Source organism: Leisingera sp. MMG026 (assembly GCF_021654205.1).
GTDB lineage: Bacteria > Pseudomonadota > Alphaproteobacteria > Rhodobacterales > Rhodobacteraceae > Leisingera.
In genome coordinates this window covers 67829-80301 of sequence record NZ_JAKFZM010000009.1, presented here as the reverse complement: position 1 = coordinate 80301, position 12473 = coordinate 67829, and the positions used below count along the sequence as shown (strand labels likewise).

Here is a 12473-nt window from a genome sequence, read left to right as displayed (position 1 = left end):
CCGCGCAAACGGACGCCCTGCCATGACCGGCTACCGGCGCGATATCGACGGGTTGCGCGCGGTCGCGGTTGTGCCGGTCGTGCTGTTCCATGCCGGCGCCGTCGGCCTGCCCGGCGGCTTTGTGGGGGTGGATGTCTTCTTTGTGATCTCGGGCTTTCTGATCACCTCTATCATCCACCGCGAGATCACGGCGGGCACCTTCTCGATCCTGCGCTTCTATGAGCGCCGCGCACGGCGCATCCTGCCGGCCCTGTTTGCGGTAACCGCGGCGGTGCTGGCGGCGGGGTATGTCCTGCTGATGCCGGCTGAATTCGAGGACGCGGCCCGCGCCGCGCTGGCGGCGGCGGTGTTTCTGTCGAACATCCTGTTCTGGTCCGAGACCGGCTATTTCAGCCCCGGGATCTACGACCAGCCATTGCTGCATACCTGGTCGCTGGCGATAGAAGAGCAGTTCTACATCATCTTTCCGCCGCTGATGATGCTGCTCGCCGCTTTGCGCCGCGGCCCGGTCAGGCTGATCGCCGCACTCACCCTGCTGTCCTTCGGCCTCAGCGTGCTGACCACCCATATGCGGCCCGACATGGCTTATTACCTGCTGCCCTGGCGCGCCTGGGAGCTGGGCGCAGGCGCGCTTACGGCACTGCTGATCGCCGGCCTGCGCCTCGGGCGCCTGGCCCGCGAGGCAATGGGCCTCGGCGGGCTGGCGATGATTGCCTATGCGGTTGTCCGCTTTGACGAGGCGACAGTGTTTCCGGGTGCGGCCGCCGTGCTGCCGGTTGCCGGCGCGGCAATGATCATCGCCGCGGGCGGGCAGGCGGGAACTGTCTGCGACCGCATCTTGTCCCTGCGGCCGTTGGTGTGGATAGGGCTGATCTCCTATTCGCTGTACCTGTGGCACTGGCCGGTGATCGTGTTCTACCAGCAAATCACCCTTGACCGTCCCGATACAGCGGGCTGCATCCTGGTGGTGGCGGTCTCCACCGTCCTGGCCTGGGCCAGCTGGAAATACGTCGAGACCCCGTTCCGCCGCCCGCCCGCGCAGCAGGCCGCAGGGCGCGCGCCGTCTTCGGCGCGGGTGCTTGCAACCGCCTTGGTCGGCATTGCAGCCGCAGCGGCGGTTTCTGCGGCAGTGCTGGCCGGGAACGGCTTTCCGGGCCGCCTGCCGCCAGAGGCCGTACGGCTGGCGGGGTTTGCTGCTGACCGCCACCCGCGGCTGCGCGAATGCACGGCACGGGACAGCGCCTGGCGCCCGCCCGGCACCCCCTGCCTGTTCGGCCCCGAAACCGCGGGCCCGGCCACGGTGGCGATCTGGGGCGACAGCCATGCCGCAGCGCTTCTGCCCGAAGCCGAGGCCGCCGCGCAGCGCAGCGGGCGGCGGCTGGCCTATCTGTCGCGCTCCGGCTGCCTGCCGGTGCCGGAAACCGAACGGCTGGACGGCCAGACCGGGCGCTGCGCCGAATACGGCAACGGGGCGCTGGCCTATCTGACCGGCACAGACAGCATTGAAACCGTGATCCTGGTGTCGCGCTACGCCATGGCGGCAGAGGGCTACCTTGTGGATTATGGCCTGGCTGAGCGGGACTGGGGGCCAACGCTGTTTGCCGATACCGGAACCGGCCCTTGGCCCGAGGATCAGCGGCTTGAACGGCTTACCGCCAAGCTCAGCACGACGGTGGCCCGGCTGCGCAGCGCCGGGCGGCAGGTGGCGATTGTCTATCCGGTCCCCGAGATCGGCCATAAGGTGCCCGAGACCCTGGCCAAACTGGTGCTGCACGGCCGTGATCCTGATGCGTTCGGCCTGGCCCGCAGCGAATATGACCGCCGCAACACCGCCGTGATCGCAGCGCTCGACCGTATCACGGAACAGCATGGCGCCACCCGCATCCTTCCCCAGGACGCCCTGTGCGGCGCGGACCGCTGCCGGGTGACCCAGGACGGAACGCCGCTGTATTACGACGATGATCACCTCAATTCTGCCGGTGCGGCGCTACTTGGAGCTGCCTTTGACGCGGTCATGGCGCCGCCGCATATCGAAGCCCGCGCCGCAGAGGGAACCCGCTGATGCTGGATGCTGCCTGCGTGATCGACCCGCGGTTCTGCGGCGGCACTGCTGCCGCCATGGCCAGCGATATCGCGGCATTTCTCGAGGCCGGGCTGCGCGTTGGCCTGGCTGAGGTGCGCAGCCCCTATCTCGACGGCGCCCCGGACCGGCGCAGCCCGGCAATTGCGGCGCTGTGCGAGGACCCGCGGATCGAACGGCTGGAGCCGTCTGCAGACCGCCCTGTCACCGCCCGCAGCGTGTTTCTGCATCATCCGATGACCTTTTTCTACGGTATCCGCACACCGCTGCGGCTGCGGGCGGAAAAAACGTTTCTAGTCGCCCACCACCTGCCGTTCCGGGGCGACGGATCGCTGCAGTATGACCCCATTGCCACCGCCCACCGGGTGGCGCGCGCCACCGGGGCGCGGCCGCTCTGGCTGCCGGTGTCGGGACTGTGCCGCCAGCAATTGCGCTCGTTCACCCCGTTCATCCGCCTTGGCGCCCTGGACTGGCCCAATGTGTTCGACCCCGCCGCCTGGACGCCCGCACGGCAGGCCTTCTCCAGCCGCAGGCTGGTGATCGGCCGCCACGGCCGGGCTGATCCGCTGAAATGGCCGGATACCGCAACCGGTATTGCCGCCAGTCTGCCCTGCCTGCCGGACACAGAGATCCGGGTGATGGGATGCCCGCGCGCGGATCTGGAACAGATGGGTGCGGACCTGTCGGACTGGACGATCCTTGATTTCGACGCACAGCCGGTGGCTGGTTTCCTCGACGGGCTTGATGTGTTTGTCTACCACTTCCACCCCGCTTCCAGCGAAAGCTTCGGGCGCACAGTGGCCGAGGCGATGCTGATGGGCGCCGTCTGCGTGCTGGACCCGCGGCTGGCGCCCACGTTCGGCGATCTGGCGCTGTATTGCCCGCCGTCAGGCACCGCCGGGGTGATCGAAAAACTGCGCCGCGATCCGGCAGCGGCCCGCACCCTTGCCGCCCGGGCACGGGCCGCCATCGCACAGCGCCACAGTCTGGCCTCGGTGCCGGAGCGGCTGGCCGCCCTGCACAACGCCGCTGCCGCCGCCGCACCGGGTCCGCGTTATGCCCCGCCCCTGGAAGTGCTGCGCAAGACCCTTGGGATGATCCGGCGCGGCGAGTATTTTCCGGCGCATCTTGCGGCGCGCCGCCGCGGTCCGGGGGCGGCCTGATGACAGAGCTGGCCCCGTCCGCGACCCGTCCCGCCGCGCCGCCGCCCTTGCGCCAGCGCGCCTGGCTGCAGGCCGAACAGACCGCCTGCCGCGGCTTTCACGCAGCGCTGCGCCTGAAGGCGCGCGATATGACCGCGCGCACCGCGCACCGGACCGCCCTGGTGCTAGCGCCGCATGCGGATGATGAGACCCTGGGCTGCGGCGGTCTGATCGCGCTCAAACGGCGCAGCGGAACCCCGGTCACCGTGCTGATGGCAACCGACGGCTCCGCCTCGCACCGCTATGAGCAGACCCTGCAAACCACCGGGGAGCGGCTGGCGGCGCTGCGCGAGGCCGAAACCCGCACCGCCTGCGCCCGGCTGGGAGTGGAGGCCGGGGCGCTGCACTTCCTGCGGTTCCAGGACAGCCGCCTTGACGCACAGGAACAGCGGCTGAGCGCGGCGGTCCTGGACACCTTGGTCCGGACCCAGCCGCAAGAGGTCTATGTCTGCGCCCTCAGCGACGGCCACCCCGACCATCAGGCGCTGGCCCGCGCCGCGCGCCGGGCCATGGCCGCCTGGGACGGCCCGGCTGCCGCGTTTTATGAATACCCGGTCTGGAGCTATGATTTCCGCTCCTGGCGCGGGCAGGGCAGCAATACCGGCGGCTTCCTGCGCGGGGTGGCTTTGATGACGCGCGCGGTGCTCGGCTGGCAAATGCATACGGTCCGGATCACAGATCTGCGGGCGCAGAAAGCCCATGCGCTGGCGGCACATTGCTCGCAGCTGGGCCAGTACGGCCCCGAGCCGCATTGGTCGGGGCTGCCAGACAGTTTCCTGCGCCATTTTCAGTCCCGGCACGAGCTGTTCCGCAAGCTTGACCCGCGGGAGCTGTCGGAATGAGCGCGCAGCCTCCACCGCCACAAGCGCAGACGCAGCCCTGCGCGCGGATCCTGCTGATCTGCCACAACGTGCCTTTTGGCCGCGCCATGGCGGCGGCGCTGCAGGCGCGATCCGGCGCGCAGTTATGCGGCATTCTCGCCATTGAGCGCCCGGTCCCGCGGCGCCAAAAGCTGCGCCGGATGCTGGCCTTTGCCCTGCGCGCCTCATTCCTGGAACGCCGGGTCCGGCGCCTGGAAACCCGCCTTGAACAGCAGGCCGCCCGGGCCTTTGACACTGCCGCCGCCCCGCCTGCGGCCTGGCCGCCGGGCATCAAGGTGCACACATCCGCAAACCCCAATGCCGCCGCCAGCCTGGCCTGGCTGGCTGCCCGGCAGCCGGACCTGATCGCGGTCACCGGCGCCCCGGTGCTGCAGCCGGAGGTGTTCAGCCTGCCGCGGCTCGGCACGCTCAACATGCATTCCTCGATCCTGCCGGCCTACCGCGGCACCCAGGCCGAATTCTGGCAGGTGCTGGAGCAAGGCTGGGACAGCTGCGGGATCACCGTGCATTTTGTCGATGCCGGCGTCGACACCGGCCGCATCGTGCTGCAGCAGCGGACCGAAGCGGCGCCGCCGCTGACGCCGCAGATGCTGCGGGCCCGCAACCTGCTGCAGGCGCTGCACACGGTGCCGCAAGCGGTAGCAGCGGTGCTGGACGGCAGCGCCCGGCCAATGCTGCAAGGCCCCGGCCCGCGGCCCCGCCGCAGCCGCGACCGCACCCTTGCGGCACGGGCGCAGCTTCTGCGCCGCCTGGGCTATCTGACCGGCCCCGAGGCGCCCGCGCCTGTGCCGCAGCCCGCGGAGGACCGCCGGTGAAACAGCTGCTGCGCGCCCCTGTCATTGCCGCCGCCCTGAAGATGCGCGGCTTCTGCGCCGAGGATGCGGTGCTGCTGTCCTGCGATCCGCGCAGCGGCTCCACCTGGCTGAGCGAGGTGCTGTGCGCTGCCGCCCCCAGCGCGGTCATCTGGGAGCCGTTCCATCTGGATCATGCGCCAAAGGTGCGCGACTTCGGCTTTGCCTGGCGCCAGATCATCCCGCCCGGCGCGGACTGGCCCGAGGCCGAGACCCTGCTGCGCGAAGTCCTGTCCGGGCGGCATATCAACGGCTGGACAGGCTGGGCCAGTCCGGTTGCGGATTTCCTGCGCGCCCGGCAGCTGATCGTGAAATGCTGCCGCGCCAACGGGTTTTTGCCCTGGATGCTGCGCCGGATTGCCTTCCGGCGCGCGCCGATCCATTTTCTGCGCCATCCCTTTGCCATCGCCGCTTCGCAAATCCGCATGGGGAACTTCAGCACCGATGGCATGGAGGCCGATCTGGCCCGCGGCCGCTATGCCGGGGATCTGGCAGAGTCTGCCCGCTATATCCGCGCGCTGGACACAGACGAGGAGCGTATCGTCGCGATGTGGTGCCGGATCCAGCAGCCCGCGCTGGAGGATCCGGTGACCCGCGCCCGCACTGTCCGGATGCATTATGAGACGCTGACCCTGCATCCGGAACAGGAGATTGCCCGCCTGTTTGCCGCCTGGGGCAGTCCGGTGCCTGCCGCGGCGCTGGCCCGGATCGACAAGGCCAGCCGGATGACCGTCGACGCCAGCCTGCTGGGCAACCCGCAGGCCCAGGTCGGCAAGTGGCAGCAGGCCTTCAGCGACCGTCAGATCAGCCGCATGTCGCGGGTGCTGACGGATTTCGGCATCGGGGTCTATGACGAAACGCTGCTGCCCAAGGTGCCGCCGCCTGCTGCCGTCCAGCCGCAGCCGGACACCCGTGCGGCTGCGGCTGCCGCGGACGGGCAGACATGCTGAGGCTGCGCGCCCGCCTGCCGTTTCCGGGGCGCAGCCCCGGCCGGAGCGAAAGCGGCGGCAGCGGCGGCGCTGCACCGGCGCAGTTTTTTGCCAGCATCCGCGCGCTGATCGGCGCCCGCGCCGTTCTGGCCCTGCTGCAGCTGTTCAGCCTGCCGGTGCTGACCCGGCTGCTGGATGTACGGGACTTTGCGCTGATGGCGCTTGGCATGGTGATCCCGCTGTTTGCCAATACCGTCAGCGACGCCGGCCTTGGCCGGTCGCTGGTGCGCAGGCAGCATTTTGATCCGGTGGAGTGGAGCAGCGTGTTCTGGTTCCTGTTTCTGGTCGGCGCAGCGCTGGCCGGGATGACCGCTGCCGCGGCGCCGGTTTTTGCCGGGGTGATGGGCGAACCCGGTCTGGCGGCAATTGTGCTGGTGCTGGCCTCGGTGCCTTTCCTGCTATCGCTGACGTCAGCGCATCAGGCTGCGCTGGAGCGCGCCTACCGCTTTGATCAGATCTCAAGCGTGACCGTGGCGGCAGGGATCGCCGGGGTGCTGACGGCAGTGGCGCTGGCGCTGGCGGGTGCAGGGGTGTGGGCGCTGGTGGCGCAGCAGGTGGTCACAGCCCTGTTGCGGGCGGCCGGGTTTGCCTGGCTGTCCGCGTTTCAGCCGCGCTTTGCCTTTGATTGGCCCTTGCTGCGGCCGCATCTGCACTTCGGCAAGAACACGCTGCTGTTTTCCGGTGTCATGACGCTGCAGAACCAGACGCCGGTGCTGGCCTTCGGGCCAGTGTTCGGCACCCTTGCGGTGTCGCTCTGGGCAATGTCCGAACGCGCCGCCCGGCTGGCCCGGACCGCATTGGCCGGGCCGGTGTCGCAGGTGACGCTTGTGTCGATGTCGCGGCAGTGGCGGGAGGGCAAGGGCGCGGCAGAGGTCGCAGCCCTGTATCTTGCCTCGACCCGGCTGCTGGCGACGCTGCTGTTTCCCTCTTTCCTGGTGATCGCTCTGGCCGGCGAGGCGGCCTTTGTCTGGATCCTGTCCGAACCCTGGCGCCCGGTGGCCGTTGTCTTTGCGCTGGCGGTGCCCGGCCTGCTGATCGACGCGGTGGCCTCCAGCGGCGCCCGCGTCTTCATGGTGGCCGACCGGACCGACCTGCGGCTGCGCATGGCGGCTGAGCGTTTTGCCATCGGGCTGCTGCTGTTCCTGGCGGCGCTGCCGTTCGGGCTGGAGGCAGCCATCCTGGTCCGCAGCCTGTTCGCCATCGCCTATCTGCCGCGGTACTGGGCCTATCTCGGGCGCTGCGTGCCGCTGGACCGCCTGGCCTGCGCGCGCCAGCTGATCCTGCCGGCGGCGGCAGGCATCGCCGCCGGGCTGGGGTTCAGGATCTGGGCCGCACCGCAAATCCCCGGACTGGCCTGGGAAGCGCTGGCAGTGCTGGCAGCCGCCGCTGCCGCGCCGGTCCTGGCCGCCGCGCTGTCCTGGCGTCCGCTCAGAGCCGACATCGCCCGGCTCAGGGCTTCGGCGAACGAGACAGCATCCGCTGCGCCCGCTGCATCCCCCGCACCATGACCCCGGACAGCCAAGCGGGCACCCAAGCAGCCACCCATATACGCAGAAATCCCAGCCCCCAGGCATTGTGCATGACCCCCAGCGCCGCCCCGGCCCACAGGCCGGCCGGGCCGCGCAGGCACAGCGCGCCCGTCAGCGAGACCGCCAGCAGCGCCGCAGCATAAGCCACAGGCCAGATCAGCGCGGGCGGCCACACTGCGCCAAGAACCAGGCAGCCCAGCAGCCCCAGCACATTCAGCACCGGCACAAGCTGGCGCAGGCGCGGCCGCATCCGGTGCTCCAGCACCGTGCGTGCGCGGCCGCGGCCGTAATTCCAGTACTGCCGCATCAAGGCCGCCAGCGATGGCCGCATCCTGTAGATCAGCCGGTTTTCCGCATCCAGCCAGATCCGCCCCCCGGCCAGCACCAGGCGGCGGTCGTATTCGGCATCCTCGTTATGGCTGAAGCGCGGGCTATAGCCGCCGATGCGGCGGAACCAATCCAGCCGGAACCCGGCATGATGGCCATGATCCACCCATTGCGACCGCCCGCCGCCGCGGTGCTGCGACCCGCCCGAGCCAAGCGGCGTATCCACCACCCAGGCGCAGGCGCGCTCAAACCCGCTGTGGCCTGCGGCATCCATCACGGTGGCAACCGAGGCCGCCTCAGGGCGCGCCGCAAAGGCTTCGGCCACCCGCCTGACATAGCCCGGCGGATAGACCGAATGGGCATCGCAGCGCACCAGGATTGTGTGTTCAGGCCGCGCTGCGCTGTCCACCGCGCGGTTGATCCCCGCCGATTGCAGCCGGTCCGGATTATGAACAAGCTGCAGCATCGGATCCGACGCCGCCAGGCCGGCAACAATATCCTGGGTGCCATCATTGCTGCCGCCGTCGGCGATGACGATCCGCACATGCTCCATGAACCCGTCCCCGGCACGCAAGGACGCGATGCAAGCCTCGATTGCGGCCGCTTCATTCAGGGCAGGGACCACAACCAGCACGCTCTCCGGCCCGCAGCAAACTGCGCTCTCTGCAGGCAGGCCTGGCCCCTGGCCGGATGTCATCGTGTCAAAACCCGGCACCTGAGACCCCCCGGAACATCGCTCCAAACCCTGGCAATGCTATTCAAGGTTGCGATTCGTTCCTACCCGGGCAGACGGCCGCGTATCACCTGCGGATTGCAGCTGCAAAAGCGGGCGGCAAGGAGAGTGACATTTCTGCTTTGCGGTGGAAACTCAAGGGTCGTTGCGACGGCGTCCACTATCTTAGTTTCATCAGCTCTTCCCTGAAGGCTTCAGTTGGTGTTCGCCATCCCAGGCACTTTCTTGGCGTGCCATTCAAGCGGTCGCAAATTGACTTCATTTCTCGATTTGAGAGTGCGGCCACAGGCGCATCCCGTGGCAAATATCGACGTGCACGCTTGTTCAGATTCTCGACAGAACCCTTTTGCCAGGGTGCCTGAGGATCGCAAAACCACGCTTTTGTTCCTATCTCTGGTTTGAGTTTACGCCAATTGCGGAACTCAATGCCGCGATCAAACGTGATGGATTTGCGGGCTGGTTGGGGCTGGGGTTCCATCACGTTCATCAGGTGCGTTGCGCTTCGGTCGTTGTTGCGGAACAGAACGGCGAAGCGCGTCTTGCGTTCGACTAGGGAAGCGACGTTTGTCTTGCCCTGAGCCCGCTCAAAAATCATCAGGTCGCCCTCCCATTCGCCAAAAGTCTCACGGGTTTTGACGTAGTCAGGGCGTTCATGGATCGACCGATCCGGTGGAAACACAAGGCCACGCGGTGTGCGCCGCCGTCTTGGCTGCCGCTTCTTGCGACGATGCGGAAGATAGCGCGCCAGACCTTCAGACTGACCATCTGGACCGTAAACATAGGCATGGATTGTCTCGTGACTCACGCGCAAAGCCTGGCCATCGTGTTGCAAGCGACCTGCGATCTGTTCGGGCGACCATCCTGGCGGCACCGCTTCAACAGCCGGAATATTTGCCGCCGTGTCAGATCCAGCAGGTTCGCCGCGTTATCAACTGTCAACCGGCCGTCATCGACCTGCGCCAGAACCTCAACGCGGTTCAACTCGCGCTCGCTCATCATCACCCATCCCAAGTCCGCTCGTCCTCGATGCCTTATGCGAAGAGAGTGACATTACTGCTTTGCGGCTACCCGAGGGAGTCCTGTAATCAGTATTATGCTTAATATTTAATCGCTGCCCCGCAAAAGCGGCGGCGCGGCGCAAGTGCAGCATCACCTGATGCCGCTGACGGGCTGCCGCCAACAGCCCGGCAAACGGCCAGCCCCTGATCTTCCTGACATCACACAACTGCTCTGCTGGCAGCTGGCCCGGCGCCGCAGGACCCCAATGTCAAAAGTGTATACGTTCGGCATATCCTGCCAGTGTCACATTCAGCCAGTGCCACATGCAGCCCCGGCCATCCTCAAAACAAAAAGTCATCCGCATCCAGCCGGCCCGGGTTCAGGTCTTCCAGAAAGATCCTGCCCGAGCCGGTGAGGATCAGCGCTCCGCCGTCCTGGCGGCTGATGTCCAGATCCGCAAACCCGTCCGCCGCAGCCCCCTGCAGATCAATCAGGTCGCGGCCGGGGCGGAAATCGGAAATGGTGTCGCGCCCGTGGCCGCGGGCAAAGACAAAGACATCCTCGCCGCCGCCGCCGCTGAGCAGATCATGCCCCTTGCCGCCCTCCAGGCGGTCATCGCCGCCCTGGCCCTTGAGCTGGTCGCGGCCCTTGCCGCCGTCCAGCGTATCGCGCCCCGCCCCGCCCTTCAGGCTGTCCTTGCCGCCGCCGCCCTTCAAGTCATCATGCCCGCCCTGGCCCTTGAGCTGGTCCTTGCCGCCGCCGCCGGACAGGGTGTCGCTGCCGCCGCCGCCCTGCAGCAGATCGCGGCCGCCCTGCCCGGACAGCAGGTCCTGACCGCCGCCGCCTTTGAGACTGTCGGCGCCGCTGCCGCCATAAAGCCTGTCATCGCTGCCGCCGCCTTTCAGCAGGTCATTGCCGATGCTGCCCTTCAGCCTGTCGCTGCCGCCGCCGCCATAAAGCCGGTCATTGCCGGATCCGCCCTCCAGCACATCATTGCCGCTGCCGCCCTTCAGGCTGTCGGCGCCGCTGCCGCCCTCCAGCCGGTCATTGCCCGACCCGCCCTCCAGCAGGTCGTTGCCGATGCCGCCTTCAAGACTGTCATTGCCACGCCCCCCGTCCAGCCGGTCGTTGCCGCCCTCGCCGCTCAGCAGGTCATCGCCGCCGGTGCCGTCCAGCCGGTCGGCGCCGCTGCCGCCGTAGAAACTGCCGCCGGGCAGGGTCTCCCCCGCCTCCTGCCGCTGCGGAAAGGAAAACCGCAGATCCGGGCCGAACACATCCGCCAGCTCCAGCGGCGTGCCCGCATCGCTGATCAGCACAATCCGGGTGCCTCCCGCCGCCATCACCATGCCGCTGCTGCGCGCCTGCGCATCCAGCTGGCCGGTGCTGTAGAGCCCTTCGAACAGCGACAGGTCCAGCTGGTCTTCGCCGGGGGTGAAATCGCGCACCGTCACCGCCCCGGCCGCCGGGTTGATGACAAAGGTATCAGCACCGCTGCCGCCGGTCAGCCAGCCGCCTTCCGCCCCCGCAACCAGCACATCATCGCCCGCCTGGCCATAGAGGTTTGCACCGCTCCGGCCGCCCTCCAGCACGTCATTGCCGGCACTGCCGTCCAGCCACGCCGCCCCCGCCGCCGCCAGATGCATCTCGCCCAGGCTGCCAAGCGGCAGGGTGAACCGGCTGATGCCGCCTGCCGCACCCGAGGCGGCAAAGACCTGCAGCTGGCCGCCAACCGCCGCCGCCTCCAGCGCGGTCACATTCTGCAAACCCAGCCCCGGTGTGTGCTCCAGGCTCTCAAGATGGATCAGCGCGCCGCCCGGGGTCAGGGTGAACAGGCTGAGGCCGCCGTCATTGCCCGCCGCCAGCACCAGCACATGGCCCTCTGCCTCCACCACCTCCAGCGCGCTAAGGCCGCCGAAACGGGTCATCGCGGTATCCTGCAGCCGGGCTGAGACCTGCAGCCCGCCATCCGCGCCCACCTGCATCAGAGTAAGCGAGCTGCTGCCCGCCGCCCCCAGCAGCGCCCAGGATTTGCCGCCGGCCTCAAACCCTTCCAGCACAGTAACGCCGGAGACCGCCAGCCCCTGTTCCGCCCCCAGATCGCTGCCGGGGCTCAGCGCGCCGGTGGCGGCATCGGCCCGGAAGCTGTGCAGCCCCCGCGCATCCGCCGCCAGCAGCACCGGGCCGCCCGCCGTCTGCACCAAAGCCAAAAGCGCCGCCGGATCCAGGCCATAAGCCGCATGGCCGCCCGCGGCACCGGCCTGGCCCTGCACATCCCCCGCCGCATCCAGCTGCCAGCCCTGCAGACCGCCGCTGGCCGCCCCCACCGCATAAAACGCGGATTTGCCATCTGCCAGCTGCAGCACCGCCACCGCGCCAAAGCCGCCCGCATCGGCGCCTGCCAGCGCATCGCGGTCCTGGCTGCCCAGGCTGCCATCTTCCGCCAGCTCATAAAATGTCAGCGCGCTTTGGCTGGTTCCGCCCTGCAGCAGCCGCAGCCCGCCGCCGGCCTCTGCCAGGTGGAAATCCCCGGTCCGGATCCCGGCCTGCCCGTGCAGCTGCTGGCCCGCCAGCTGCGGCAGGGCGCCGGAGCCATCCAGCTGCCAGCGGCTGATACCGCCGTTCATGCCGGTGGCCGCATAAAGCACCGCCTGGCCGTCCTGCACGGCGATTTCCAGATCGCGCAGATCGGCGCCGAAAATCAGATCCTCTGCGGCGAACCGCCCGGTGAATGCCAGTGCCATAACCCCGCTCCTTTGCGCTTGCGGCCCGGGGCTGAGACTGGCCAGGGCGCGGGGCGCAATGCGGGAAGCAAAGCGGGCAAAATCAGGGACATTGTTTACAGATTGACGACAATTGAACGAACAGACCCAAAACAGGCCGGA

General features: G+C 68.3%; 10 protein-coding genes. 6 read left to right on the top strand and 4 right to left on the bottom strand.

Annotated elements, in window-relative coordinates; translation table 11 throughout:
- The first annotated feature begins 22 nt into the window (after nucleotides 1-22).
- Genes L1069_RS06825 through L1069_RS06800 form a run of 6 tightly spaced genes read left to right on the top strand, consistent with a single transcriptional unit; the run spans nucleotide 23 to nucleotide 7511 of the window.
- Nucleotides 23-2062, top strand: coding sequence for an acyltransferase family protein (locus L1069_RS06825; RefSeq protein ID WP_237455157.1), 2040 nt, complete (start codon nucleotides 23-25; stop codon nucleotides 2060-2062).
- Entirely contained in the window at nucleotides 2062-3243 is a 1182-nt protein-coding gene (locus L1069_RS06820) for a glycosyltransferase (RefSeq protein ID WP_237455156.1), read from the top strand. The genes L1069_RS06825 and L1069_RS06820 overlap by 1 nt, the downstream gene beginning before the upstream one ends.
- The gene (locus L1069_RS06815; RefSeq protein WP_237455155.1) at nucleotides 3243-4124 is read left to right on the top strand and encodes a PIG-L family deacetylase; all 882 of its coding nucleotides are present in this window, start codon (nucleotides 3243-3245) and stop codon (nucleotides 4122-4124) included. Before L1069_RS06820 ends, L1069_RS06815 begins: the two co-directional genes overlap by 1 nt.
- Nucleotides 4121-4978 carry a formyltransferase family protein gene (locus L1069_RS06810; RefSeq protein WP_237455154.1) on the top strand — a complete coding sequence of 286 codons (858 nt, stop codon included), beginning with the start codon at nucleotides 4121-4123 and terminating at the stop codon, nucleotides 4976-4978. The genes L1069_RS06815 and L1069_RS06810 overlap by 4 nt, the downstream gene beginning before the upstream one ends.
- Nucleotides 4975-5964, top strand: coding sequence for a sulfotransferase (locus tag L1069_RS06805; RefSeq protein ID WP_237455153.1), 990 nt, complete (start codon nucleotides 4975-4977; stop codon nucleotides 5962-5964). Before L1069_RS06810 ends, L1069_RS06805 begins: the two co-directional genes overlap by 4 nt.
- Complete coding sequence (locus tag L1069_RS06800; protein ID WP_129373282.1) at nucleotides 5958-7511, top strand: oligosaccharide flippase family protein; 1554 nt, start codon at nucleotides 5958-5960, stop codon at nucleotides 7509-7511. Before L1069_RS06805 ends, L1069_RS06800 begins: the two co-directional genes overlap by 7 nt.
- On the opposite strand, the gene L1069_RS06795 is transcribed toward L1069_RS06800, so the two are convergent.
- The 4 genes from L1069_RS06795 to L1069_RS06780 all read right to left on the bottom strand — a co-directional run bounded on the left by L1069_RS06795 (nucleotide 7453) and on the right by L1069_RS06780 (nucleotide 12332).
- The gene (locus L1069_RS06795) at nucleotides 7453-8574 is read right to left on the bottom strand and encodes a glycosyltransferase (RefSeq protein ID WP_237455152.1); all 1122 of its coding nucleotides are present in this window, start codon (nucleotides 8572-8574) and stop codon (nucleotides 7453-7455) included. The genes L1069_RS06800 and L1069_RS06795 overlap by 59 nt on opposite strands.
- Before the next feature lie 178 nt (nucleotides 8575-8752).
- Nucleotides 8753-9463, bottom strand: a complete 711-nt coding sequence (locus tag L1069_RS06790; RefSeq protein ID WP_237455151.1) for an IS30 family transposase — start codon at nucleotides 9461-9463, stop codon at nucleotides 8753-8755.
- On the bottom strand, nucleotides 9394-9588 hold the full coding sequence (locus tag L1069_RS06785; protein WP_237455150.1) for a helix-turn-helix domain-containing protein: 195 nt from the start codon (nucleotides 9586-9588) through the stop codon (nucleotides 9394-9396). Before L1069_RS06785 ends, L1069_RS06790 begins: the two co-directional genes overlap by 70 nt.
- A gap of 344 nt (nucleotides 9589-9932) precedes the next feature.
- Nucleotides 9933-12332 carry a calcium-binding protein gene (locus L1069_RS06780; protein WP_237455149.1) on the bottom strand — a complete coding sequence of 800 codons (2400 nt, stop codon included), beginning with the start codon at nucleotides 12330-12332 and terminating at the stop codon, nucleotides 9933-9935.
- Nucleotides 12333-12473: the final 141 nt, after the last annotated feature.